Here is a 24265-nt window from a genome sequence, read left to right on the forward strand (position 1 = left end):
TATAATATAAAATTGTCTCCTCCATAGCTGTATTTAGTTAAACCACAAAGGAGCTTGCCCCTGGTCACCGGACCTGAGGCAAGCTCCTATTCTGTGTACACCTTTTTATTGCGGGAGCTCGATGAAATCCCCGCGGAATCTTTCATAGTCGGCCGCTCTGCACTCCAGCTGAAGTTTTGTGCCTTGCTCTTCATAGCTGATCTTCTGAATATGGGCATGCTCGTTGAAGTACGAGACGACGCTGCCGCGATCGAACGGAACCAGAATTTCACACTGGATATAGTCATTGAAGACATGCCCCCGGATCAGCCCGGTAAGCTCGGCGATTCCGCTGTTCTGCTTAGCCGAAAGAATAACAGAATTCTCTTGGACAACAGGATAGGGCTGGTCCGTCAAATCCGCCTTATTGTAGGCATAGATCGTTGGAATACCGTCTGCGCCCAGCGCCTTCAGGGTCTCGGCAGTTACCGCCATATGCTGCTCATGCTGCGGATCGGAAATATCGACGACATGAATCAGCAGGTCGGCCTCAGTCACTTCCTCCAGTGTGGAGCGGAACGCCTTGACCAGATGATGGGGAAGCTGGCTGACAAAACCTACGGTGTCCGTAAGCAGGAACGTTTTCTGGTCGGGCAGCTTAATGCTGCGGACCGAAGTCTCCAGCGTGGCAAACAGCATATCCTTGGCAAATACCTGCTTGCCTGAACCCGGATGATACGTCTCTACTATGACATTCATCAGGCTGGATTTGCCGGTGTTGGTATAACCGACAAGACAGATCACCGGGACTTCATTCTTGTGCCGCTGCTTCCGCTGAATCTGGCGCCTGGATACCTGGGTCTGCAGCTCTGTCTGCAGTGCCGAGATGCGTTCCTCAATTCTTCTGCGGTCCAACTCCAGCTTGGTTTCACCGGCCCCCCGGTTCTTCAGGCCCGCCCCGCCGCCTTGTCGGCCGAGGGACTCGCGCATTCCGGTCAGACGGGGAAGCATATACTGCAGCTGGGCAACTTCCACCTGCAGCTGAGCCTCCTTGGTTTTGGCCCGTTCGGCGAAGATATTTAGAATTAGAATCGTACGGTCAATCACCTGGCGGTCCAGCGACGATTCCAGATTACGGATCTGCGAAGGGGTCAATTCATCATTGAAGATAACAAGGGTATCTTCATCCTCCAGCATAAGGGACAATTCCTGAATCTTCCCTGTGCCAATATAGTGGGAGGGGTTGATCCGGCTGGCTTTCTGGCTGAGTTCCCCGATCACTTTGATGTTGCAGGCGGCGGCCAAATTGCGCAGCTCCTCCATGGCGTAGGCGAAATTAGTTTCATTCTGCAGTTGAACCCCGACGATTACTGCGTGTTGTGGTGTGGATTCCATATATTTATCAGCCTCCTGAAAGTTTTGTGAGCATAACCTCATTGAATAAGCTTCGTGCAAAACTGGCTTCGAAAGCACACACCTAGTTTTGTGAGCATAACCCCACTGAATAGACTTCGTGAAAAACTGGCTTCGAAAGCATAAAAAAGCACAGGCAATCAGCGGCCTGTGCTTAATATCGTAGAGGAAACAGAATAGGACTGGAAGAGCATCATAAAAGAATGCAATGATTCTTCCAGCTGGGCATAACCATAGAAGGTAAAGGGAAAGAACCAGCATCGGCAAAGGGGAATAGCTGCCTATTCCACCGCTGGTGCATGCGGTAATTCCTTGTCTATGGCTGTGCAAATTTCTAAAGGCGAATGCGGCGGAGCGTTCCCGGTCCGCCGGGTTAAGCTGTGGGTTGCCTTTAAAAATGGATAGACCTATCCTGAGTCCTCTGCACAAGGCAGAGCTTTAGCGCTATTAAAAGCTGATTAGCCGCGTAAAGTACGAATCCGGATATAATCTATCACATTCATTTGCAACCCTCCGTTCCTAAAAGTTGTGTTCATTTTAGCACATCAGTCATTTTATGGCAATCCTGATCCTTTGCAAGCACCTTCTGGAATTTGCGGCTTTTTGGCCACTTGCCATTCAACCAGAAACTTCCTACCTTGTCTGCATATAATATACTAATTGTCTTAATAGGAAGGAGGGATGAGCCATGGCAGTTCTAACTACAAATACAATCACCAGGAATCCTACCGGCGTTTTAGGACCGATCAGCCAGGCTGTTATAAAAATTGTAAATAGCGGAACAGCCAAAGCAGTGGTCTATATAACGGGCCTCAACAATGATGTAAGTCCGGCAACCCTCTTTGCCCAGGAATTGTTCGAGGTGAACTACAGGGAAGTGGTGAGCAAAACCTACAATATCACCGAAAACTTTTTTCAATTCAATGTATCTTATTCTCAGGAAAAGCTGGGTGTTCAGATTTTTCTTGTGGACAGTGGAGGAAAGTGGTTTCCGGTCAGCCTGATGCAGCTTGCGGTCAGCCGGATTACCTCGGAGTTTCGCGATAACATCGCCGTAACCAGTACTGATTTCGCCGCAATCAGCTTCCGCAGAAATGGGGCGCTCACGATTCCGGAAGGGGTAGCCGCCGAGATCCGGCCTGACGGTGTGGAAATTCTGGCGTCAACGCCCATCCGCTACAAAATCGTGGCCGGCGGTACCGTTAACGGCAGCTTTGTTAATTTTCCGACACCGACTACCGCTATTTCCGTAAATGACACGGCGCTGCAGGTGAATTATACCTGCTCGACGGTTACGGGCGGCAGAGTCATCACGCAGGGCCTGGGCTCCGGGATTTCCGGTGCTTATCAGGATGTGGTGGTCAATCTTCTGAATCAGCAGCTTTTTTATGATCTTCAGGAGGAAGCGATAACGCTTGTGGTCAGCTCGCTCGCCGGGGAGGATAATCTGGCAGCCACCTTTAGAATGGCGGAGCAATGGTAGGGTTGGCTGCGCCGGACAGCAGTCTTACTCCATAATCCGGGCATACAAAAAGAACACCGGCGCATGCAGCATGCAGCAGATGTTCTTTTTTTGCACATTATAGGTGATGCCTGCTGCTTCAAGAGCTTGAAGGAAAAAGGAGAGGGCCGGGTTAGCCAACCCACTCCTGCCGCAGCGTGAACAGATCTTTCAGCGCATCTGTAGACAGTTCGGTAATCCAGCCCTCGGAGCCGGAGATCACATCGTCGCTGAGCTGCTGCTTGCTCTCCAGCATCTCATCAATACGCTCCTCCAGCGTGCCGAGTGAAATGAATTTATGCACCTGCACATCCTTGGTCTGGCCCATGCGGTAGGCGCGGTCGGTGGCCTGGTTCTCCACAGCCGGATTCCACCAGCGGTCAAAGTGGAACACATGATTGGCCGCTGTCAGATTGAGGCCGACGCCCCCCGCCTTGAGGGAAAGAATAAAGACGTTTGGCTGATCGGACTGCAGCTGGCCTGCCGCAAGCAGATCCCCGCCTTCCTGCGGCGGCGTCTGGAATTGTTCGATCATCCGGTCGCGTGCCGTTTTGGACGTGCTGCCGTTCAAGTAAAGGACCGGCTCCTGCAGCTCCTGCCGAAGCACGGCCTGCAGCATTTTGCCCATGCCGACATATTGGGTGAAGATCAGGCAGCGTTCGTTCTCTTCACGCAGCTCCCGCACCATCGCCAGCAGCCGTTCGAGCTTCGAGGAACGCTCAATCAGGGATGTGGTATCCAGTTGGCCTTCGCCATCCGGATCAGGCAGCGCCTCCTTCGTCAGCAGCATCGGATGGTCGCAAAGCTGCTTGAGGCTGGTCAGCGCAGCAAGAATCGCCCCTTTGCGCTCAATGCCCTCCAGCTGCTTCATCCGTTCCAGCAGCCCGGTTACGTTCTGGTCATAGAGGGCGGCCTGCTCTGCCGTGAGATGAACATAGGTTTTCATCTCGTTTTTGTCGGGCAGATCCAGCTGGATGGCCGGATCTTTCTTCTTGCGGCGCAGCATGAACGGTTTTACAAGCTTCTGCAGATCCGCCGTGCGCTCCGCATCGCGTTCCTTCTCAATCGCATTCGCGAACCGGTCCTGGAACGCTTTTGGACTGCCGAGATAGCCGGGCGTGATGAAATCGTAAATCGACCACAGCTCGGACAGTTTGTTCTCGATTGGTGTTCCGGTCAGGGCGATCCGGTGCAGGGCAGGGAAGCTGCGCACCGCCGCAGATTGCTTGGTTCCGGCATTCTTAATATTCTGCGCCTCATCCAGGCAAACCGTAGCCCAAGTGAACTGCTTGAGCAGTTCCTGGTCGAGCGCGGCCGTGGCGTAGGAGGTGAGGACCACGTCGGCCTGGGAAGCGGCGCCGTAGAAGTAACCTGCATCGAGACGCCTGCTTCCGTAGTGGAGCATGATGTTCAGGGACGGAGCGAACCGCTGGAGCTCTTTCTGCCAGTTGCCGAGCACCGAAGTCGGACAGATAATCAGCGACGGCCAGTCCGGCGGGTCGGTCTGCCGCCCGGGCCCCATTGCTGATGGGCCGGCTTCGCCCTGCTGTTCCTTCAAGTGGAGCAGGTAGGAGATCAGCTGCACGGTTTTGCCGAGGCCCATGTCATCGGCCAGGCAGGCGCCGAGTCCGAAGCGGCGCAGAAATACAAGCCAGGCATACCCTTCATGCTGGTAGCTTCTCAGCTCGGCATGCAGGCCAGCCGGCACCTCGGGCTTCGGCCAATCCGAGCGGTGGCCGAGCTGGCCGATCAGCCGGACCAGATGCTCGTTCAGCTCGACCTCCAGCCGGAAGCGGGCGGCATTCTCTTCCGCCTGCTCCGCCTCGGCCGCCTCGTTGTCCTGCTCTTCGCCGCCGCCCAGCAGGTGCAGCTGGAGCACATCCTGAAAGGACAAGCCCTGGGACTTGTCCATCCCGGCCATGGCCCGCTGGATCTGGGCCAGCAGAGCGGGGTCAAGCGGAATCCACTTGCCCCTGAACTGCACGAGCCGCTCGCCGCGTGCGACCAGATCGGCGAACTCCGCCTCGGAGAGTTCGGCGTCGCCGATGGAGATGCGCCAGTCGAAATCGACGAGCGCATTTAGCCCGAACAGCGACTGGCCGCCGCTGCTGCCGCTGCCCTCGCCGGAGCTGATCTTGGCGCGCAGGCGGGGTTTCTTCCGGCTGGCGGCTTCCCACCACGCCGGAAGGAGCACCTGCCAGCCGGCTTCCAGCAGCAGCCGGCTGTCCACGGTCAGGAACCGCCAGGCGTCCCCGTCGCTGAGCGGTTCACCAAGCACATCGTCCCCGTGGCCGATGTGCTCCCCGGCCAGGCTTTCGCGCAGGCGCGACAGCCACCCGGACGCGCGCTCGTGGACGTGGGGCGTCCACGCTGCCGGCCACAGGCCATGCGGCTCGCCGTCCCCGGTGAGCCGCAGCGGCACAAGCGCGGATTCATCGCGCTTGTCCTGCAGGAGCAGCTGGAGCCGCCAGTACGACTTCTCGTCGTCCGGCTCCAGCAATTGCAGGGCCGGCCGGAACGGCGCCGTGTCCGCCTTCCAGCCGATAGACATCAGCCAGCTGTCGTCGTCCATGCCGGCAGTTGCCGCACCCGCGCTGCTGCTGAACAGCAGCGGGTATTCGCTGCGCAGGTCTGCGGCTTCGGCCTCGGTGCCGTAATACTGCTGGAACACCGCCGCCGAGAAGGCAGCACGCAGTCCGTCCGCAAGGTTCCGGCGCCCGGTAAGTCCGCGCAAGGCAGACTGTGCGCTCCCGCTGCCTTCCGCAGCCAGCTCCAGCGCCTTGTCATCCCAGTCCCACTGCAGCTTGCCTTCGCGATAGGCGGACAGGCTCGGCGCATACTTCTTCTCCGCCAGCAGCCCGGTGATGGCGGGCGCCAGCCCGGTCAGCAGTTCGGCGTCGCCCTGCCAGCTCCAGCCGACATGCCGCAGCAGTCTGCGCTCCGCAAAGAAGGGGATGACCTGCTCAGCAGGCAGAACCACAAGGTCAACCCCATCGGCGTTCTGGAGCGTTAACTCCGTTCCATAAAAAGACTCCTCATGCCAGGAGAACAGCTTCTGCTTAAGCTGAACACCGGGCACATAATCATCCCTGTCATCCACCCCGTAGATCAGCGCATCGCCATATTGGGTTAAGGCAAGCTGGACAGTAATATTTCGCATATATTTGCTCATGGGATCAGCTTTCCTTTCCGCAGCTCTTCCTGCAGTGCGCGAAGCCGGCTGTACCGGAAGGTGAAGGAATCCAGAAATTGTTCCCACCGCTCCTCGCGTTTCAGCTTTTTATAGAGCTTGGACAAGCGCTTTAACAGTTTTACAGCCGCTTTGTAGCCGTGCCGGTTCTTCTCCAGCACGAACCGTTCTGCCGCCTGATGATAGAACGGGAGCAGCAGCTCCGGCGCGTTTTTCTCGATCGGCTGGAGGTCGCTGACACGGAAATCGGCGGGTTCCTTGCCGGAGGAGAGCTGGTAATCCATCCATTCCTGCCAGCGCCCGTGATCCAGCAGCATTTCTTCATAAATCTCCCGGGACAGCGGCAGCATGTCGATCAGCGTATCCCACATCCGGGGTTCGGTCTCCGGCAGGCGGCGGACGGCTTCCTCCCAGTATCCGGCATAGTTCTTCAGGTTATATAGGCGGCTGGTCAGCAGAGGGCCGATTTCGGCCAGCCACAGAGCAAGGCGTGACCAATGTCCGGCCTCCGCCAGGGGAGCCAGAAAGCTCATCAGCTCGTCCGGGTAGAGACCCGGGCGTTCGGAAGCTTTGCCAAGCAGCTCCCAGGCGCCTTTGTCATCGTTCAGATAGAAATACATCCGGCTCTCCGCCAGTTGCTGCGAGTGGCGCGAGAGTGATATGCCGGCTTCCTCGCCGGTCTGGCGGAGCGATTCCAGCTCTTCCAGGTACATAGCCGGGCCGCTTGCATTCGGTGCAATCCAGCCTCTCCAGATCAGATCGTAGCAGAGGGAGTAATAGGGCTGTTCCCGTGAACGGTCGCGCGGCTCATTCAGCATCTCCCGCCGCAGATAGGCCAGCGTTTCGCTGACCCGCGGCCAGGCTTCCGGCTCTGCGGCGAGCGGCAGGCTGTTTTTCATGAGATCCGTTACCGCTTTTTGCAGCTCGGAGACAGCAACAGAGGTATAATAACCCAGAGAAGCACCTGCTCCCGGGACGTGAGGGCCTGCCGGTTTCAGTAAGCTTTCCAGCACAAAGAGATGGGCATGAAGCTTATATAACAGCCCGGAGGCCGGAGGGAGCGCTGGAGTGGCCTCGGAGATGGCCGCCAGCGCCCTGTCGGTGTATTGGGAATTCCGCACGGTAGGCGCCAGCGGTGCGGTGAGCAGCGCTAAGTATTCACGCCACTGCTCCACATTTCCGGATGGAACCAGGGCAGCCAGCTCCTCCAGCTGCTCCTTGCGGCGGGCGGAGCCAGCGGCAACGGGAGTCTCCTTGACCACCGGATTGCGGATCCATTGACTGGTCGTCTTGGCATTGGCCAGCATATGCACCAGCCGGCCCTGCTGCTCGGCATACTTCATTAATACAGCGGCCATATGTTTGCAGGAATGCTGTACCGGGCAGCTGCAACGGCTGGCGGACAGGGTATCCAGCTCAATAGTTACGCTGTAGTCTTCCCCGCCCTCCACAAGCGCCAGAATGCTCCCGACTGAGATCATTTTGAACGCATGGACACGGTCCTGCTTATAATACTGAAATCCCCGCTTGAGGGTGATGTCACTGAATTGATAGGCTACGTCCGAAATAAGCTTGTCCCATTCCTGATCGGCCATGTAGAAATTTCGCTGCATCGCAATTGGTCTCCTGTAGCAAATTGGTCTTAACTCATTTTCTCATTATAACATTTGTGACGATCTTATCCTTAACTCCCTAAAATCTTAAAGAATATGACATGCTCCATATTGCCGTATAGGCGAACATGCTACTCTAAGGTCTGAACTAAGCGAACTGCGGAAGGATGAAGCTGCACCCATGCTGCGATTTAAATTAAAATACTTGCTGAACAATAAGCAGACCCGGCTGATTCTGATGCTGACATTCAGTGTATCTCTATTAATTACTCTAATTGGCCTGTTCTCCTATAGAGAGTATAGGAATGCGCTGGATACTGAGCTGAACACGCCAAATGTAGAGCTGCTGCAAATTAACATGGATGTGACTAACCGGGCATTCCGGGAATCTGATAATAAAGCGGTCGATCTGGCCTTTCATCCGGCCGTCCTTAAATATATGGATGCCAATCCGGCGGATAATGAGCTGGCGGCTGCAGAGCCGCAGAATTTCCTGAAGACGCTCGCTACGGAGCCGGATGTCCATGCCATCAGTGTAATCAAGTTCGGGGATCATTCCGTCGTCTCCAGCAGTTACGGGTATAGAGCTCTCTGGGAAGAAGCACCGGAGCATGCCTGGAACTCATGGATTGATGAAATGAAACAGAAGCCGCTGCTGATTAAAAGAAGAGTATATACCGGCACGGATGCCCGGCTGACCGGCACGGAGCTGCTCTCGCTGGCCCGGCCGATTGTCCGGAACGGGGACGTCACAGGCGCGGTATTGATCGATCTGGACTATGACATGCTGTTCTCCAAAATGTACACCCATTTATCCAGCTATCAATTTGTATATAACCTGGAGGGAGAGCTGATTTACCCCAAGCTCAATCTGCCTTTCCCTCTGGCGGACATGAATAATGTGCTGTCGGACATTGATGTAAGTCCGTTTGCCCATGTGAAGCTTCAAGGAAAAGCCTATATGGCGAACCAGACGTTCTCGAATGTCACCGGCTGGCGGCTGATTTCCCTTGTTCCGATGGAGCAGCTGCTGAAAAATGTGAAGACGGCGCGCAATATGATGCTGATGCTCTCGCTGATTTCGATCGCTGTTGGCTGCTCCGCGATTTATTATTACAGCTTTGCCGCATTCCGGCCGCTGAAGCGGATCAATAAACTCCTGATGCCCGACCAGAAGCTGGCCGGTCATGGAAATCTTTATGATTTGGAGCCGGTCATCGGCAAATTGGTCGGTGATTTTCAGAGCAAGTCGCTGGTGGCCGAATGGAGCCTGCCGGAGCTAAGGTCCAAATTTGTTAGCGATCTGATTACCCGGAGCATCGGGACGCAGGAGACGTTGACGAAATGGGAGCACTACTTTGGAGGCTGGAAGGAAGGGCCCTTCGTAATTCTGACGATCTCTGTAGACCGCCATTCTAAGTGGACCTCCGCATATGTGGAAGAGGATCAGCTGCTGCTTAAATATGCGATGAACAACATTGTATTTGAGTTCTTCGGGCCTGCCTGGCGGACGGTTACGGCCACTCCCCGGAAGGACAACCTCGTGGTACTGCTGCAGCCCAAAGATGATAACAGCGGCCATCTGCGCGAGGATGCCGGTAAGCTGATTGCCATTCTGTCCGACGTCTTAAAAATATCGGTATCCATAGGCATCGGCGAACCGGTCTCTGCGATTTCACAGGCAGCCCGGTCCTACTCGGAGTCCGAGCTGGCTTTATCTTATCGTCTATATGAAGGCTACGGTCATGTCCGTGAGTTTTCGGCGAAGGAGAGCAAATATGAGGAAGGCGGCGCAGCGGCGGATGATGCCTGGAGGCTGGAAGTGCTGCATGCGCTGAAGTCTTTTGATGCTGCGACTGCCCTGCAATGGGTCCGCAAGTGGTCGGCTGATACCCGCAAGAAAGCCGTGCAGCCGCAAAAAGTTGTTCGTGTTGTAGACGATTTAATAGGAGAAATTCTAAATGTGGCGACTTCCGGGGGGCATCCGCTGCCAGCCGAGCTGGCGGATTATACGTGGCATCAAGTGATGACGATGGATTTGTCCGATATTGAGGAAATGCTCTGCAGTATTGTTATCCATATGTCAGGTGTGCTTGAAGTGCACAGACAGTCCAAAGAATATCTGATGGTACAGGAACTGATCCGGTACATGGAGTCTCATTTGCAGGATAACATCGGACTGCAGGATATCGCTGCCCATGTCAAAATGGGCGTCTCCTCCGTAAGCACCATCTTCAAGGAAGAGACGGGTACGACACTATATGATTATTTGACCAACCTGAGAATAGATAAAGCCTGTGAACTGCTGCAAGGCAGCAGCCTGAGGATTGCCGAAATTGCGCTTCGGGTCGGATACCAGAATGAGAACAGCTTCATCCGTGCTTTCCGGAAGATCAAATCGGTTACCCCGGGCAAGTTCCGTGAGAGCAGCAAATATCCCAATGAATATGCAGATCGGCCAAAACCGCGCCATTCCGGCGTTTCTGACGATTCAGAATAAGATTATACGATTGATGGCACCCCCCCGTTTACGTTAAAGTTCTATTTGAGAAAACTTTCACAGATTCGTGAATGAGACTGTGATTGAAGAAATTTGGGGGGTGAAGCGGCGCACGCATGGCAGTAGATCCATTGTGGCCTGCGGCTCAATTGTCATTATTAAGGAAGAGGGATGGTCTTGAAACGGACAACAAAAATAGGCATTTGGACGGCATCCGTCCTGGCGGTTTTGACGATGGTATGGGCCGGAAACCGCATGATAACCAGCGATAACAGCCGGGAGAATGTAAGCGGTGATTTTCCGGTGAAACCGATTACTTTAATCGTGCCTTATGCAGCGGGCGGAGGGACGGATACCACAGCAAGAGCTTTAGCCAAAGCAACAGAGAAGGTACTGGGCCAGCCGATTATCGTGCTCAACCGTACAGGCGGCGGAGGTTCCGTCGGACTCATGGAGGGTGCCAATGCCAAGGGCGATGGGTATACGGTCACATTTCTTCCTGCCGAGCTCACTATCCTGCCGCATCTGGGACTGCTTCCGATTACCTATGAGAAGTTCAAACCGATCGCCCAAACGAATTTTGATCCTTCCGCCATAACCGTAAGAGCCGAAGCGCCGTGGCAAACCGTAAATGAGTTTCTCGACTTTGCGAAAGCGCATCCAGGTGAATTGAAAATGGGGAACGCAGGAACGGGGAGTATTTGGCATTTGGCTGCCGTAACATTGGAGCGGGAAACCGGTGTGAAGTTTGCGCATATTCCTTTTGAAGGGGGAGGCCCTGCCGTCTCCGCCTTGATGGACGGTTTTGTCGATGCAGTGCCTGTAAGCCCTGCCGAAGTGAAAAAGTATGTGGATGAAGGGAAGCTGCGGACACTGGCGGTCAACGCCGATAAGCGATCGGAGGCAATGCCTGGCGTACCCACGCTGGAGGAAGAGACGGGGATACATGTCAATTTCACAGGTACATGGAGGGGCCTTGCTGTACCGAAGGATACGCCGGACGCTATTGCCGAGCTGCTGGCCGGGGCCTTTATCAAAGGGACAGAGGACAGGGACTTCCGCGAGTATATGAAAATCAACGGATTAGGGCTGCTGGTCACGGACGGCAAAGCGTTCTCCAAGCAATTAAAGGAAAGCGACGATTTATTCTCCGGGATGATCCCGCAGCTAGGGCTAAGCCGTAAGTAACATGAAAGCGCCGTCAGGCAAATTTTCTCAGAATCTGCTGCTCATTGATGATTTACCTTTAGTGGACAGGTAAGGTCTTGGGGCTGATTTGCTGCGCCTTCTTCAGGTAAAATCATCAATTTATGCAAAAATTAAGAATATGACATGAAAGGTTTGATAAGAGATGAAAATTAAAAAAGCGCTGGACAAAATTCCCGGCGGCATGATGCTGGTGCCGTTGTTCCTCGGGGCGATTATTCACACCGCATTCCCGAATGCGGGCGAATATTTTGGCGGCTTCACCAAAGGGCTGATGACGGGGACTGTACCGATTCTGGCGGTTTGGTTCTTCTGTATGGGGGCGGCTATAGATGTACGCGCTACAGGAAGTGTGCTGCGGAAATCAGGTACATTGGTACTGACCAAAATTGCCGTGGCCTGGGTAATAGCCCTGATCGCGATCCAGTTCCTGCCGGAGGGCGGCATTCAAAACGGCTTCTTCGCCGGATTGTCGGTGCTGGCTATTATCTCCGCGATGGATATGACTAACGGCGGATTGTACGCTTCCATTATGCAGCAATATGGCACCAAAGAAGAATCTGGCGCATTCGTGCTGATGTCACTGGAATCCGGCCCGCTGGTAACGATGCTTATCTTGGGCAGCACCGGGGTAGCTGTATTTGAACCGCATGTCTTTGTGGGTGCTGTGCTTCCTTTCCTGATCGGTTTTGTTCTGGGCAACCTGGATCATGATCTCCGTACCTACTTTGGCAAAGCGACACAAACACTTATTCCGTTCTTCGGTTTCGCACTGGGCAGCTCCATCGACCTCGGAGTCATCGTAGATACCGGACTGCTCGGCATTCTGCTGGGTATCGTAGTCATCATTATTACAGGGATTCCGCTGATTCTGGCCGATAAGTTTATCGGCGGCGGCAACGGCACTGCCGGACTTGCCGCCTCCAGCACCGCCGGAGCAGCCGTAGCCAATCCGATGCTTGTGGCCAATATGAAGCCTGAACTCCTGCCGGCAGCAGAATCAGCCACTGCACTTGTTGCGGCTTCCGTCATTGTCACCTCTATTCTCGTTCCGATCATTACCGCATACTATTCCGACTATATGCGGAAAAAGAATCCCCCGGCTGCCGATGGCCCCGTGGATCTGAAAACTCAGAAAGCTGCAATCTAATTACGTCATATAACAACGTAAATATTATATAGTCGATGATTATTAAAGCTAAGGTTAGCTTCAACATGCTGGGATCTTCCGGACGCCTAATAGGCGGTGCCGGAGGGTCCTTTTTTAAAAGATAAGAATTTATATGTTTCACACGATAACTTATCCTTTTATTTCTCGCTGAAACGGTACCGTCCTTAAAAAGGACGGCAAAGCCGTTTCCACTTGGATTGCCGGTTTAGATGAGCCGGCATGTGGAAGCAACCGGACTCCAGCGCTCCTATTTCGGCAAAATCAGTCTTATTGGGGGCGAAACGGACCTCAGCGCCGCTATTTTCACAAAAACTGTCTAATTGTCACAGGAAACAGGAAATAACGACACTGCAGTCCGCCGGGCATGAAAGGGGGCTTTTCTGCTATAAATAGCGTCTCTCCAGTCCGGCAGCGTTGAAAGCTTCCTTCTGGCCGAAGTGGACCGCTGTGCGCATATCGCGCGGCATGGTGGACTGGTCAGATTCTTGGTTGCAAAGGTCTTACTGTCGTAATCTTGCTCTCCTGTGCGCATATCGCGCGGTATGGTGGACTGGTCAGAGCCCGGTTGCATAGGTCTTCACTGTCGTAATCTTGCTCTCCTATTGCGATAGGCTGCATAAGGCCAAAGCAATCGTTTATACTGGCGGTATGAGGTGATTTCATATGGATCAGGCATTATTCGAACAGGTCTATGATTCGGTAGTCAAGCGGGAATCAACCTATGACGGGGTTTATTATACAGCGGTGTTGACTACACATATTGTCTGCCGCCCTTCCTGCCGGGCAAGAACGCCGAAGGCGGGCAATGTGGTTTTTTACGGTTCTTTGCAGGAGGCGACAAGGGCAGGTTTCCGCCCCTGCAAAAGATGCCGCCCCGAGGAAGGCGGCAGGCTAAGACCCGACGCGGTGCTTGCCGCACAGGCAGATGCCGTTATGGCAGAACGTTATGGAGAGAAGCTGACGCTGCAGTCACTGGCTGAACAGCTGAAAGTCAGCCCGTTTCACCTGCAAAGAACCTATAAGCGGGTAACCGGCCAGTCTCCTGCCGCGAGGCTGGACCAGCTGCGGCTGGAGAAAGCAAGCGGACTGCTCGCGGACACCGGGCTCGCCATTGCTGAGGTTGGCAAGGCGGTCAGCTTTCAGGGACCGTCCCATTTTGCCGCATGGTTTGCGCGGAAGACCGGCCTTGCGCCGACAGAATATCGTACAGAGTTCAAAGGAGGAATCCAGCATGACCCAGACACTCAAGACCATTGAGATTTTCCATCATACCCTCAACGTTGGGAATAGAGACTGGACGTTGTGGGCCAGCAAGAAGGGGCTAATCCGGATATCTTATCAGGAGGATCAAGGCGTGCTTCCGGCATCGTGGCTGAAAACCTATGCACCGTCACATCAGTTCAGCGAGGACGCTGGCATCTTCGATCAATTCGGGGCCACGAAGCTTCTGGAGAGTTATTTTAACGGAGAGCCTATAAGCTTCAACAGTATCCCTTTGGATCTCTGGGGCACCCCGTTTCAGCAGGAGGTCTGGATGGGGCTGGCCGGTATTCCGCATGGTGCAATAGTGACCTACAAGGAGCTTGCCGTAAGCATCGGAAGACCGCAGGCAGTCCGCGCGGTGGGTGCGGCTAACGGACAAAATCCGCTGCCGGTCGTGCTGCCCTGCCACCGGGTCATCGGCACGAACGGCACACTAACCGGATACCGGGGCGGCCTCAAGCTGAAGCAGGAGCTGCTAAAATTGGAAGGCATTACGAATGTGGGGGCGGCGGGACATGAACGATTTGCTTTTTGAGCTGCCGCTGCCGGAGTTTTTTGACTTGCCCGCATGTCTGGAATACATGAACCGCTCGCCGCTGGAATGCCTGTTCCGTTCCGATGGGGAAGGGGTTACCCGGCTGTTCATGCTGGAAGGAACGCCGTCGCTGGTCAGGCTGACGGTTGCAGCCGGTACGCCGCGTCTACAAGCCACACTGCTGACCGGTGCTTTTCCCGGCCCGAAACCTCTGGCGGAACTGGCGCAGTATATCGTGGAATGGTTCGATCTGGAACGCGATCTTGCACCGTTCTACCGGCTGGCTGACGCAGACCCGCTCTTGCAGAAGCTCGCGGCGAGTGAACGGGGCTTGCGGATCATCGGCATCCCCGATCTGTTCGAGGCTTTATGCTGGGCTATTCTTGGCCAGCAGGTCAATCTGGCTTTTGCCTACAGGCTGAAGCAGCAACTCACCGCTGAATACGGGAAGTCGCTGGAATATGAAGGGCATACTTATTATCATTTTCCGGGGCCTGAGACGTTTCTACAGGTCTCGATGGAAGAACTCTGTAGTCTGCAGCTGACCCGCAGCAAAGCGCGGACCCTATTGGATGTGGCTGCACTGATCGCCGGTGGTGAATTGAGCCGGGAGGAGCTGCTGGCCCTGCCGTCCCCTGAAGCCGCCGAGCAGCGGCTGCTGAAGATCCGGGGAATCGGTCTGTGGACCTCGCAGTATGTGCGGATGCGCTGCCTGCGGGACGCCACTGCCTTCCCCGTAGGAGATGTCGGCCTGCAGAATGCGGTGAAGTTCCTCACCGGCATGGATAGAAAGCCGACCCCGGCGGAACTGCTGGCACTGTCGGTACCCTGGCACGGCTGGGAAGCCTATGCCACATTTTATTTGTGGCGTGCGCTGTATTGACTATCCGCTGCCTGTGAACGAGTATTCTAATCGGTCAATAGTTTTGGGTTGTTTTTGTATCACCTTGTTGTATAAAAACCGATATGCTAAGATACAATTAAAGAAGGAGCCGTGCGTCAACACGACTCCAGTGTACAATCCGCGATAAGAGCGGACGGCCTTGGTATAAGGCAACGGAGAAGTAGATCGCGCTCACCCTACCAAGATGGGCGGTCTACTTCTTTTTGTTGAAGGATAAAATGAGGATCATCAACATTGCAAACTGGATCATTAACGTTAACGCATCTTTTATCTCCACAGGCATCACCTCCCTTCCGGGAGACTAGCCGACCGCCCTTATGCCATTGTACTGGATTATTATAGCAGACCGTACTCTACACGGGTACGGTCTATTTATTGTCCCTGCAGTTCAGCGAGTTGGGCCTCAAGCTCGGCTATCTTTGCTTCGTCTTTGGGAATCATTTTTTGCGCACGTTCTAAATCAATCTGCAGGTAAGTTAATTCGTCACCTGTATATTTTCTAGATGCTATGTTTTCTTTTATTTTTTTAACTGCTTCTTTTGTATTTTGTAGAGTTGATTGGTATAGAGCTATTTCCGCATTTAATACATCCGCAGTTTTCTTGGGCGTTTCAGAAATGTCTGGCGAATTTAACCTAACCACTCCCTTTTCATATCCGACATCTAGACCGGTAGCTTGACCAATTACTCTAATTGGAGCATAAGTTGATCCATTAATAATTACTGCCGATCCTATAACGCTACCATTTAGATTAACCTTAGCGGTTCCTTCAACCTTTTTTCCAATTAATTCACTTATATCATCCGCAAACACTGTTGATGACAATGTGAGGACGATCCCAGCAATAAAACCAACAAAGTACTTTTTCACTTTTAATCCTCCATATTAGCTATTTACTATACAATGGTTTATTTATCGGTAAAGGTAATCCGGCAGTTAACCGTGATCAATGGAAATAAGACCAGCTTTGATAGCCCCATACTTTTTTACACGCTCATGAAAAAGCCTCTGCAGAGTTTGCAGAGGCTCGTCCGGCTATTGATTTATTTAATGGTCTACCCCGTGGCGCAGCGGTACGATGCCGCCGCTTGCAATCTTATCCGTGCCGGTGGATCCTGCGTCCGCGCTGACAAGAGCAGCATTAACACTTACCAAAGCGACCACAATAAAGATGAGCGTAAACATTTTTTTCTTCATTTTGAAATCCTCCCTAGTCTAGTATTTGTTCCATCAAGCAGAGGTACTCGTCCAGTTGCCCGGAAGTTGTTTGATTTCGGAGTTTCTCAAAGAGAACCGCTGACTTACGGAACCCTGTATCATCTTTAAGCTTAACTGATGATGCCAAAGAATATAGAAGCGAATTTATAGAATCATATATATTTCCATTTATGTAATAATATTTCGCTTTCAAATAAATGTAATCTATGTAATACCGGATGTTCCTTTTTGTTATGTAGTATTCCCCCATCGAGTCGATCTGCTCTTTGAACTCGATCAGCACCTCATCGACGTTGTACTTATGCTTGATTGCTGACTCCAGGATGTATATCATGCCTGGCAGGATTTCTTCTTCGTTATGTCGTAGGAAAACCAGGTAATCCGGAAGCGCGGTGGTGTTCCCCTCGTTCAGTTCGATCACGTGCAGATTAGCTAGGGCAATTTCACGATAATATTCAACCTCGGCACAGCCCTCGGCGTTCATACCGTTAATCCATCCCAAATCCTCATACTTCGAGATGCACTCTCTCGCCTCGTCATATCGGCCCAGCTTCTCAAGCGCGATTCCTTTCAAACACATAGAATAGCCGAAGTAATAGACGATGCTTCGTTTTAATCCGAAGTTGCACACCTTCTGGCCGTCGGCATGCTCCCGCTGATATATGCTGTAGAATTGATTAATCTCGCTGTATAGCCTATCGGCGATTTGGAGGATACCGTCCCAATTTTCAAGGGTAAATGATGCCCGTAGCATCTGAACCAATGAATCAGCATTGATCCCGTTAAGATCCAACTCCAATATGATCCATCCTTCCGTAAAAAGCGAAAAAAAGTTTCTCCATTTATTCCACAAAATACAAAATTAGAATTTCTTTGTCTAATCATTGTTCTTTATTTCACCCATACTAGTAAGTGACCCATGTCACACTTAAAGGTATTTTTATACAAAAAAATTCATTATATGGAAAATATGCAGGACGTCCGATATGCGTCATACAAAAACGCTTGAGATAAGCTCAGACGCTGCAATATCGAAACAAAGCTACGTCTGAATAAGTTATATCTATAAAGGAAAAGAGACACCTCTAAAAGAGACATCTCTTGAATAAAACGGAGTTTATGTCACAGATATAATCAAAGTTGTATATTCAGGATTAGACTTGAGAATAAATAATATTTTCCAAATAAAGTTGATAATTAGTAATCCGTGGTTGTAAATCCTCCTCCTCTAACTCCCTATTAATAGAAGGCGGTTGATGCAGAGCACAATGATATGGAGTTATCTATTAGCCTCTGCCACTCCATCAGCTAATCCTTCAAAAAAAATTGGAGGTTTTATAAATGGGATACCACATTCGGGTTAACTTGAACGCAAACCGGACAAAATTGGGTTCACTGAAAATGTATAATGATAGCGGGGCTTTAGTATTTGGTCCTGTACAAGCACTTGGCCGCTCAGAATACGGTTATCCTTGGTCTCAGACTGACGGACATACACCAACCGGGGTATATTCAGCAACAATCTCGAAAGAGCCAATGCCCCAAACGGTTAAAAATAAACGTTCTTATGGCCCGTCGAAATATATCATAATGGACCCTGTTAGTGGCAATGCGTTAATTGCAGAACAAAATGGCCGCTCAGGTCTATGGATTCATGGTGGAGATCCAGCAGATACAGGTGCCCCTTCTTATCCACTACGTCCGACACATGGTTGCGTAAGACTTTCGAATGAGGACCAAAACAGCTTGATTTATGTTCTATCCACATTAGGCGGCGGTACTGGAAAGGTTACTATCGCGGAAGTTTAATCTAAGGAACAAAATCAACATTTGTTCAAGCCGTTTCAAACGGGGCACTTAAATACAGATACAGGCCATGGCTGCCTGCCTTTGGAAGGGCAGGAGCCATGGCCTGTTTTTTTACCGTGGCCGCTTGGTGAAGATTTGAAAGGTTACACCGAACTTGTCGGTGATCATGCCGTAGGCCGGGCTGAAATAGACCGGACCCAGTTCTAAGTCAACCTGCCCGCCTTCCTTAAGGGTGTTGTATAATCGTTCCGCTTCCCCGGCGTCCTCCGTCGAAAGGCAGATGTTGATGCCGTTGCCTGTTTGCAGCACCTGTCCGATGTCAAGATCGGCTACAAAAAAATCCGTGTCTCCCACACTCAGGACAGAATGGGCGATACGCGCTTTTTCTTCGTCCGACAATGGTGAATCCGGATTCTGCGGGCCTTGTCCCACGGTTTGCTTAAACTGTAGTTTTGCTCCCAGGCTCTCCTGATAAAAAGCAATGGCTTCCTCTGCCGTACCGTCAAGCAGGATAAAAGGATTTAATTGGATACTCATTTCTAATTCGCTCCTTCAAGCTGTATTTGCCCTTTGCGGCTGGGCTTTGATTTCATTGTAGTCTATAATGGTGACAAGTATTGTCATGAATAGAAAAGTGAATGAAGCCAATTTCAAATCATCTGAATGGAGGCTGGCGCATGTCCAAATCGAAAAGACTGCTGGACCTGATGATGACCGTCAACCGCAGGCGGAAGTTTACCGTCAGGGAGCTGGCAGACGAATTCGGGGTCTCTACACGGACGATTCTGAGGGATTTACAGGAGCTTGGCGAGCTTGGGGTGCCGCTGTATTCCGAAGTAGGCCCCCACGGGGGTTATCAGGTGCTGAACGAGCGGATTCTTCCGCCGATTGCTTTTACGGAAGCGGAGGCGGTGGCGATTTTTTTTGCCAGCCATGCCTTGCGCCACTATCAGTATCTGCCCTTTAAAGAAGAGTCCCTATCAGCATTGCACAAATTTTATAATTATATGTCCGGTGATGTCCGCGACCGGATTGATGAGATGAAGAACCGGATTGATTTCGTGACTCCGTCAAGGCAGGCAGAGTTTCCTTATTTGTCGATCCTGCTGGAGGCGGCTACCGATCAGAAAGTGCTGCGGATCGACTATGAATCCAAAGGGCAGCAGTCGTGCAGAGCGATACAGCCTGTCGGCATTTATGCCAGCAGCGGCTTATGGTACTGCCCGGCTTATTGTTTTGTGCGCGGGGATATCCGTGTGTTCCGCTGCGACCGGATCCATTCGGCGGACTATGACCATTCGGGGTTAGCGCCGCTGGATTTGCGGCATATCCACCTGGGAAATAAGGAGATTTACAGCGCCATGGAGCAGGTGCCTGAAGAGGAACGGGTCAAACTTCACGTAGAGCTTGGGAAAGCGGGGGTCCAGAGCTGTGAGGCCGAGCTGTGGTCGGCATCCCTGCTGCATAGGCGTGAAGACGGGACCGGATGGCTGGAAGGCAAGGTACCTGGAAGCGATCTGCGCTTTTTTGCCAGATTTGTTATGGGGCTCGGAAATGGGGCAACGGTCCACGAACCGCCGGAGCTGGTGGAGGAACTAAAGGGTATGCTTGCCGAAATGCTGAAGAAATACAGCTGACAGGAAATGCTGCGGCTGTTTCCGGGGATTAGCGTACCCCAGCGGGCCGGGGGATTAACTTCGCTATTTGGTCATGCGGATGAATTGCTTATCCGCCAGGTCAAAGGAGCCTTCCGGCCGGCAGCGGTCTGTCCGAGCCAAGGTAATGGTTAAGGGTCCTTGGGATTCACCTTCCTGAATGGTCTGCTGAATAACTTCGTTAAATCAAGGGCAGCCATACCTCAGCCAGACGGCGGATTCCCTCTTCGATCAGGTTTTCAGGGATGCCCCCGAATCCAAGGATAAACTCAGGGTCATCGTTTTCGGGCTGCTCCCACCAGGTATAAGACATCGGGGTAACCCGAATGCCGGCCTTTTCTGCCACAGCCGCAAGCTGCCGTGCACTGCCGCCGGATTTCAGTGTGAGCAGAATGTGAAATCCGGCGTCCCTTCCGCTTACGGCTGCCCGGTCTCCGAAATAGCGCTGAATGGAGCGGAGGAGAAGGTCATGTTTTTTCTGGTAGAGCAGCCGCATTCTCCGCAGATGCTTCTCGAAATGCCCTCTTTCCATAAAATAATGCATCGCGATCTGATTCAGCCGGGAGGCTGAATGCTCCAGATACAGCTCCCTCGCCAAATGGTGATACAGCGGCAGCAGTGCTTTCGGCAGAACCATGTAGTGAATGCTAAGGGCAGGGGCTAGAGACTGCGCGAAGCTGCACATGTAGATTACGGGGCTGTCTTCCAGAAGTCCCTGCAGTGCGGGAATCGGCCTTCCGTGATAGCGGAACTCACCGTCGTAGTCGTCTTCAATGATTATGCTGTCCGTTGAACGGGCCCAGTCCAGCAAGGCGTGGCGTTTGGCGATCGGCAGGGTCATGCCTCTGGGGAACTGGTGGGAAGGCGAGATATACACGCTGCTGGCCCTGCTGGTATAGAGCTTCTCCACATCTATTCCGTCTTCCTGTAAAGGAATGGGAATCATCTCAAATCCGTGCCTGCGGAATGCTGCCGGCAGCAGATGATAGCCCGGATCTTCAATGCCGAGCCGTTTGCTGCTGCCCTGCAGTATGAGGCAAAGCAGAGAACATAGCGTATATTGATCCCCGCCAATTACAACCTGCTCCGCCGTACAGCGAAGCCCGCGGAATTGCCGCAAATGGGCGGCGATGCTCTCGCGGAGGGCAGGCTCACCCTGCGGATCGCCATATTGCAGCAGATCAGGGTTGGCGAGCTGTTCCTGATAGAGGCTGCGCCATATTTTGTGGGGAAACAGGGAAAAGTCGTTTTTCGACATATGGAAATCATAAGCATACGGCCGGGAGTCGCGGGCTGTTATCGGGCGGCTGGGCAGCGGCGGAGCGCCTGCGGCGGCTGTCAGCCCGCTGAACATATGCATAGGCTGAACATAATAGCCGCTGCGCGGCTTGCTTGCGATGAAGCCCTCGGACAGCAGCTGCTGGTAAGCAAGCTCGACCGGTGTAGCGCTGAGGCTTAGCTGGGCGGCAAACACACGAATTGATGGCAGACGGGTACCGGCCGGCAAGGAGCCGCTGATGATTTCTTTTTTGAAATAATGATATAGCTGAATAAAGTAGGGAACTTCATGGTTCTCGCTGAGAGCGGGGACAAGCAGCATATTATCCTCTCCATCTGTCCTTTGAAATTGAATGATTTTGTCTATTTTATAGTATACAGTATTGCAATATCATAGAGCTACACTAAGAGACAGGAGTTGGCAGCAATGAACAAGCAGTCCGGGTTATTAAATGGAGACAAAGTGTATCTGCGTCCGCTTAACGGGGAAGACGCCGAACTGTACTACCACATGTTCTACGATAAGGAGACCCGCTACCTCACAGGCACCCAGAAGCATATCAACAAGGAACAGATCGCGGGGTATATTGAGCGAAAAGCCGGGGATGACAGCGCAGTGCTTCTGCTGATTGCCCTTCAGGAGAATGACGAGGTGATCGGCGACATTGCGATTCAGGATATCGACCGGAACAACCGGAATGCGAATCTGCGGATCGCCATCGGCGAAGGGAAACATCAGGGACAGGGTTACGGCCGGGAGTCTCTGCTGCTTATGCTGGACTATGGCTTCGGGATTCTGAATTTGCACCGGATCGAACTGGAGGTCTTTAGCTACAACAGCCGTGCTATTCATGTATATGAGAGCATCGGATTTGTCCGGGAGGGCGTGCAGCGGGAGGCGCTTTTTTATAACCATGAATACCATGATGTGATCAAGATGGGCATGCTGGAGCAGGAGCACCGGGAGCGTTATTTACGATAAAGGTCAAATAAGGTCAAATAATTAAAAAAGCTAAAATTTGTAATATAAAATAAGCCGAAACGCCGGGATTTGCCGGATTTTCGGCTTATTCCGGTTTTGTCATCCAGCGGGAGACGGACTATAATAAAGCCATAAGGTCAAATAAAGTCAAAGTCAAAATTGAGTTCAAAATTCAAGACATTGAGAGGAGAATGGATCATGTTTGATTTGGTGCCTTTTGGAAAACGCAGAGATGATGTGTTTGGTGTGCTGGCTAAGTCTTTAAACGATGTGTTTAATGATGAATTTTTTGCCCCGATGACCGGCGCTGCCCAGTCCTTCCGGACGGATATCCGCGAGAGCGGTCAGGCCTATCTGATCGAGGCCGAGCTTCCCGGCTTCAAAAAAGAGGAAATCGACATTGATTATACCCGTCCTTATTTGACGATCAAAGCGGTACGCAAGGAAGAGAATGCTCAAGAGAACGAAGAACATCAGGTAGTGCGCAGAGAACGCCGGTACGGGGAGTATGTGCGCCGCTTCTATGTGCAGGATATTGCCGAAGATGAAATCCGGGCTTCCCTGAAAGACGGCATGCTGTCGCTGGAAGTACCGAAGCAGCAGAAATCTCAGGGCAAACGCATTGAGATCCAGGATAATGGTTCATCGGGAGAACAGCTTCAGTAACATATTCCAGGGCTATAACATCCGGGGAAATTGGAGAGTCCCGCACGCGGATAGAAGGTAAAGTGAGACTTTCAAGCCTGGAAGAATGAGCTGTGTAAAAAGGGGTTCCGGGCAGGGCGGCCTATGCCGCATGCCCCTCTGATCCCTGCAGTTGCAGCGGCTTCACCGGGCTTTTCATATAGCAGTAACCATAGAAGGCGCATTGTAGTGGGATTTCCGGCTATGGTGCGTCTTTTCTGAGAGTATATCCCCCGTGGGCAGCAGCAGAGACAAGGTAAAGCAGCAGCACAGGGCTGCTCCGGCTGACGAATTACCAGTTGATGGGACGGGAAGAATATATTTAAGAATACAAGCGGAAAGCGCCGGAGGATGGGTGCAGCGAGCAGAAAGGAAGAGGTTCGATTGGCGGCAAAAAACTATTACGAGGCCTTGGAGGTAGGCAGTCAGGCTTCCAAACAGGAGATTAAAAAAGCCTATCAAAAGCTCGCCAAAAAGTGGCATCCCGATGTTAATAAATCTCCTGGAGCGGATATGAAATTCAAGGAAGTGGCAGAAGCATACGAGGTGCTGGGCAACGAGGAAAAGCGCAAAGCCTACGATGAAGAGCTCCGCTACGGATTTGGCGGCGCAAATACGGGCGGGACGCAGCATTCCGGTTCCGGGGGCGGCGGTATTTCCGAAGAGGATTTGTTCGGCATGTTCTTCGGCAGCCGTGGTGCGGCGGACCGGGCCGGATTCGATTTTTTCTCCGGCAGCGGCGGTGCGCGGCAAGGCGGGGGAGGACCGTGGGGTCAAGCGCAGGGCACCATGCAGGCTCAGCTGGAGATTACGCTGGAGCAGGCTTACAAGGGCGGGAAAGTAAGGGTACAGGTCGCTGGCAAAGACGCGAACGTCAGCATCCCGGCGCGGTCACCCGAAGGTACGGTCCTGCGGATTCCCGGCGGAGGGAATGCTGCTGCGCAGGGTGGGGACGTGCTGATTACGCTGCATATCCTGCCGCATGCGATTTACGAGCCCGAAGGCGGCGATCTGTATGGGACGGTGGAAATTGCCCCATGGCAGGCCGTGCTGGGCGGAGAAGCCAAAGTGCCGCTGCCCGATGGCAGCAGTGTTAAATTGAAGATTCCCGCCGGGATCACGGGCGGGAAAACGCTGCGGATTCCGGGTAAGGGGCTGAAACGCCCGAACGGCACAAACGGTGACATCCTGTTCGCGATTGAGATTGTCATCCCGCCCGGAACTACGGAAGCGGAGAAGAACATTTACCACCGTCTGGCCGAGGGTGCAAGCTTTCAGGCCGGAGCCAAACGCCAAGGCTCCGGAGCGCAGCGGCGCACAGCCGCCAGAGGGTAATTAGATATAGGAGCGATGAAGAAAGGGAA

The 24265-nt window shown here is 52.7% G+C and carries 22 protein-coding genes; 12 read left to right on the forward strand and 10 right to left on the reverse strand.

The window, feature by feature from the left end:
- Window positions 1-105: 105 nt before the first annotated feature.
- Window positions 106-1374, reverse strand: a complete 1269-nt coding sequence (hflX, locus tag MHI45_RS20100; RefSeq protein WP_076113895.1) for a GTPase HflX — start codon at window positions 1372-1374, stop codon at window positions 106-108.
- A gap of 706 nt (window positions 1375-2080) precedes the next feature.
- Here hflX and MHI45_RS20105 point away from each other — a divergent pair.
- Window positions 2081-2875, forward strand: a complete 795-nt coding sequence (locus MHI45_RS20105) for a hypothetical protein (RefSeq protein ID WP_076113896.1) — start codon at window positions 2081-2083, stop codon at window positions 2873-2875.
- 24 nt (window positions 2876-2899) lie between these two features.
- Here the strand turns inward: MHI45_RS20105 and MHI45_RS20110 are convergent, their stop codons facing one another.
- Genes MHI45_RS20110 through MHI45_RS20120 form a run of 3 tightly spaced genes read right to left on the reverse strand, consistent with a single transcriptional unit; the run spans window position 2900 to window position 7696 of the window.
- On the reverse strand, window positions 2900-3034 hold the full coding sequence (locus MHI45_RS20110) for a hypothetical protein (protein ID WP_256718257.1): 135 nt from the start codon (window positions 3032-3034) through the stop codon (window positions 2900-2902).
- Complete coding sequence (locus MHI45_RS20115) at window positions 3027-6065, reverse strand: DEAD/DEAH box helicase (protein ID WP_076113897.1); 3039 nt, start codon at window positions 6063-6065, stop codon at window positions 3027-3029. The genes MHI45_RS20110 and MHI45_RS20115 overlap by 8 nt, the downstream gene beginning before the upstream one ends.
- Window positions 6062-7696 (reverse strand): SWIM zinc finger family protein, encoded by a 1635-nt coding sequence (locus MHI45_RS20120; RefSeq protein ID WP_076113898.1) that lies wholly within the window; start codon window positions 7694-7696, stop codon window positions 6062-6064. The genes MHI45_RS20115 and MHI45_RS20120 overlap by 4 nt, the downstream gene beginning before the upstream one ends.
- A gap of 181 nt (window positions 7697-7877) precedes the next feature.
- Between MHI45_RS20120 and MHI45_RS20125 the strand changes: the two genes are divergently transcribed.
- From MHI45_RS20125 to MHI45_RS20150, 6 genes are all read left to right on the forward strand, one after another.
- A complete protein-coding gene (locus tag MHI45_RS20125; RefSeq protein WP_076113899.1) occupies window positions 7878-10196 on the forward strand; it encodes a helix-turn-helix domain-containing protein in 2319 nt (772 codons plus the stop codon).
- Window positions 10197-10451: 255 nt separating this feature from the next.
- Complete coding sequence (locus MHI45_RS20130) at window positions 10452-11384, forward strand: tripartite tricarboxylate transporter substrate binding protein (protein ID WP_231578447.1); 933 nt, start codon at window positions 10452-10454, stop codon at window positions 11382-11384.
- A 163-nt stretch (window positions 11385-11547) separates the two neighbouring features.
- The gene (kdgT, locus tag MHI45_RS20135; protein WP_076113900.1) at window positions 11548-12552 is read left to right on the forward strand and encodes a 2-keto-3-deoxygluconate transporter; all 1005 of its coding nucleotides are present in this window, start codon (window positions 11548-11550) and stop codon (window positions 12550-12552) included.
- A 684-nt stretch (window positions 12553-13236) separates the two neighbouring features.
- Window positions 13237-13830 carry a bifunctional transcriptional activator/DNA repair enzyme AdaA gene (locus MHI45_RS20140; RefSeq protein WP_076113901.1) on the forward strand — a complete coding sequence of 198 codons (594 nt, stop codon included), beginning with the start codon at window positions 13237-13239 and terminating at the stop codon, window positions 13828-13830.
- The gene (locus MHI45_RS20145; RefSeq protein WP_076113902.1) at window positions 13805-14371 is read left to right on the forward strand and encodes a methylated-DNA--[protein]-cysteine S-methyltransferase; all 567 of its coding nucleotides are present in this window, start codon (window positions 13805-13807) and stop codon (window positions 14369-14371) included. Before MHI45_RS20140 ends, MHI45_RS20145 begins: the two co-directional genes overlap by 26 nt.
- Window positions 14352-15254, forward strand: a complete 903-nt coding sequence (locus MHI45_RS20150) for a DNA-3-methyladenine glycosylase family protein (RefSeq protein WP_083675908.1) — start codon at window positions 14352-14354, stop codon at window positions 15252-15254. Before MHI45_RS20145 ends, MHI45_RS20150 begins: the two co-directional genes overlap by 20 nt.
- Window positions 15255-15468: 214 nt before the next feature.
- Here MHI45_RS20150 and MHI45_RS35215 read toward each other — a convergent pair whose 3' ends face one another.
- The 4 genes from MHI45_RS35215 to MHI45_RS20165 all read right to left on the reverse strand — a co-directional run bounded on the left by MHI45_RS35215 (window position 15469) and on the right by MHI45_RS20165 (window position 17292).
- Entirely contained in the window at window positions 15469-15558 is a 90-nt protein-coding gene (locus MHI45_RS35215) for a putative holin-like toxin (protein ID WP_368665128.1), read from the reverse strand.
- 89 nt (window positions 15559-15647) lie between these two features.
- Window positions 15648-16145, reverse strand: a complete 498-nt coding sequence (locus MHI45_RS20155) for a hypothetical protein (protein ID WP_341119333.1) — start codon at window positions 16143-16145, stop codon at window positions 15648-15650.
- A gap of 177 nt (window positions 16146-16322) precedes the next feature.
- Window positions 16323-16472, reverse strand: coding sequence for a hypothetical protein (locus MHI45_RS20160; protein WP_179091859.1), 150 nt, complete (start codon window positions 16470-16472; stop codon window positions 16323-16325).
- A 13-nt stretch (window positions 16473-16485) separates the two neighbouring features.
- Complete coding sequence (locus MHI45_RS20165) at window positions 16486-17292, reverse strand: DNA-binding protein (protein WP_341119334.1); 807 nt, start codon at window positions 17290-17292, stop codon at window positions 16486-16488.
- A gap of 542 nt (window positions 17293-17834) precedes the next feature.
- Here MHI45_RS20165 and MHI45_RS20170 point away from each other — a divergent pair.
- Window positions 17835-18302, forward strand: a complete 468-nt coding sequence (locus MHI45_RS20170) for a L,D-transpeptidase (RefSeq protein WP_341119335.1) — start codon at window positions 17835-17837, stop codon at window positions 18300-18302.
- A gap of 111 nt (window positions 18303-18413) precedes the next feature.
- Here the strand turns inward: MHI45_RS20170 and MHI45_RS20175 are convergent, their stop codons facing one another.
- On the reverse strand, window positions 18414-18839 hold the full coding sequence (locus MHI45_RS20175; protein ID WP_341119336.1) for a VOC family protein: 426 nt from the start codon (window positions 18837-18839) through the stop codon (window positions 18414-18416).
- Window positions 18840-18979: 140 nt separating this feature from the next.
- On the opposite strand from MHI45_RS20175, the gene MHI45_RS20180 reads away from it, so the two are divergent.
- Entirely contained in the window at window positions 18980-19939 is a 960-nt protein-coding gene (locus MHI45_RS20180; protein WP_340895359.1) for a helix-turn-helix transcriptional regulator, read from the forward strand.
- A 199-nt stretch (window positions 19940-20138) separates the two neighbouring features.
- On the opposite strand, the gene pdxR is transcribed toward MHI45_RS20180, so the two are convergent.
- Window positions 20139-21557, reverse strand: coding sequence for a MocR-like pyridoxine biosynthesis transcription factor PdxR (gene pdxR / locus MHI45_RS20185; RefSeq protein WP_076113909.1), 1419 nt, complete (start codon window positions 21555-21557; stop codon window positions 20139-20141).
- A 105-nt stretch (window positions 21558-21662) separates the two neighbouring features.
- On the opposite strand from pdxR, the gene MHI45_RS20190 reads away from it, so the two are divergent.
- The 3 genes from MHI45_RS20190 to MHI45_RS20200 all read left to right on the forward strand — a co-directional run bounded on the left by MHI45_RS20190 (window position 21663) and on the right by MHI45_RS20200 (window position 24236).
- Entirely contained in the window at window positions 21663-22217 is a 555-nt protein-coding gene (locus MHI45_RS20190) for a GNAT family N-acetyltransferase (protein ID WP_076113910.1), read from the forward strand.
- A gap of 198 nt (window positions 22218-22415) precedes the next feature.
- On the forward strand, window positions 22416-22883 hold the full coding sequence (locus MHI45_RS20195; protein ID WP_341119337.1) for an Hsp20/alpha crystallin family protein: 468 nt from the start codon (window positions 22416-22418) through the stop codon (window positions 22881-22883).
- Between the two features lie 402 nt (window positions 22884-23285).
- Window positions 23286-24236, forward strand: coding sequence for a DnaJ C-terminal domain-containing protein (locus MHI45_RS20200; protein ID WP_341119338.1), 951 nt, complete (start codon window positions 23286-23288; stop codon window positions 24234-24236).
- The last annotated feature ends 29 nt before the right edge of the window (window positions 24237-24265 follow it).

This window comes from Paenibacillus sp. FSL H3-0321 (genome assembly GCF_038002865.1).
Lineage (GTDB): Bacteria > Bacillota > Bacilli > Paenibacillales > Paenibacillaceae > Paenibacillus_AQ.

Bases quoted from the DNA above. Each gene is read 5' to 3' on its own strand.
- hflX (WP_076113895.1), bottom strand. From the start codon at position 1,374: ATGGAATCCACACCACAACACGCAGTAATCGTCGGGGTTCAACTGCAG.
- MHI45_RS20105 (WP_076113896.1), top strand. From the start codon at position 2,081: ATGGCAGTTCTAACTACAAATACAATCACCAGGAATCCTACCGGCGTT.
- MHI45_RS20115 (WP_076113897.1), bottom strand. From the start codon at position 6,065: ATGAGCAAATATATGCGAAATATTACTGTCCAGCTTGCCTTAACCCAA.
- MHI45_RS20120 (WP_076113898.1), bottom strand. From the start codon at position 7,696: ATGCAGCGAAATTTCTACATGGCCGATCAGGAATGGGACAAGCTTATT.
- MHI45_RS20125 (WP_076113899.1), top strand. From the start codon at position 7,878: ATGCTGCGATTTAAATTAAAATACTTGCTGAACAATAAGCAGACCCGG.
- MHI45_RS20130 (WP_231578447.1), top strand. From the start codon at position 10,452: ATGATAACCAGCGATAACAGCCGGGAGAATGTAAGCGGTGATTTTCCG.
- kdgT (WP_076113900.1), top strand. From the start codon at position 11,548: ATGAAAATTAAAAAAGCGCTGGACAAAATTCCCGGCGGCATGATGCTG.
- MHI45_RS20140 (WP_076113901.1), top strand. From the start codon at position 13,237: ATGGATCAGGCATTATTCGAACAGGTCTATGATTCGGTAGTCAAGCGG.
- MHI45_RS20145 (WP_076113902.1), top strand. From the start codon at position 13,805: ATGACCCAGACACTCAAGACCATTGAGATTTTCCATCATACCCTCAAC.
- MHI45_RS20150 (WP_083675908.1), top strand. From the start codon at position 14,352: ATGAACGATTTGCTTTTTGAGCTGCCGCTGCCGGAGTTTTTTGACTTG.
- MHI45_RS35215 (WP_368665128.1), bottom strand. From the start codon at position 15,558: ATGCCTGTGGAGATAAAAGATGCGTTAACGTTAATGATCCAGTTTGCA.
- MHI45_RS20160 (WP_179091859.1), bottom strand. From the start codon at position 16,472: ATGAAGAAAAAAATGTTTACGCTCATCTTTATTGTGGTCGCTTTGGTA.
- MHI45_RS20170 (WP_341119335.1), top strand. From the start codon at position 17,835: ATGGGATACCACATTCGGGTTAACTTGAACGCAAACCGGACAAAATTG.
- MHI45_RS20175 (WP_341119336.1), bottom strand. From the start codon at position 18,839: ATGAGTATCCAATTAAATCCTTTTATCCTGCTTGACGGTACGGCAGAG.
- MHI45_RS20180 (WP_340895359.1), top strand. From the start codon at position 18,980: ATGTCCAAATCGAAAAGACTGCTGGACCTGATGATGACCGTCAACCGC.
- pdxR (WP_076113909.1), bottom strand. From the start codon at position 21,557: ATGCTGCTTGTCCCCGCTCTCAGCGAGAACCATGAAGTTCCCTACTTT.
- MHI45_RS20190 (WP_076113910.1), top strand. From the start codon at position 21,663: ATGAACAAGCAGTCCGGGTTATTAAATGGAGACAAAGTGTATCTGCGT.
- MHI45_RS20195 (WP_341119337.1), top strand. From the start codon at position 22,416: ATGTTTGATTTGGTGCCTTTTGGAAAACGCAGAGATGATGTGTTTGGT.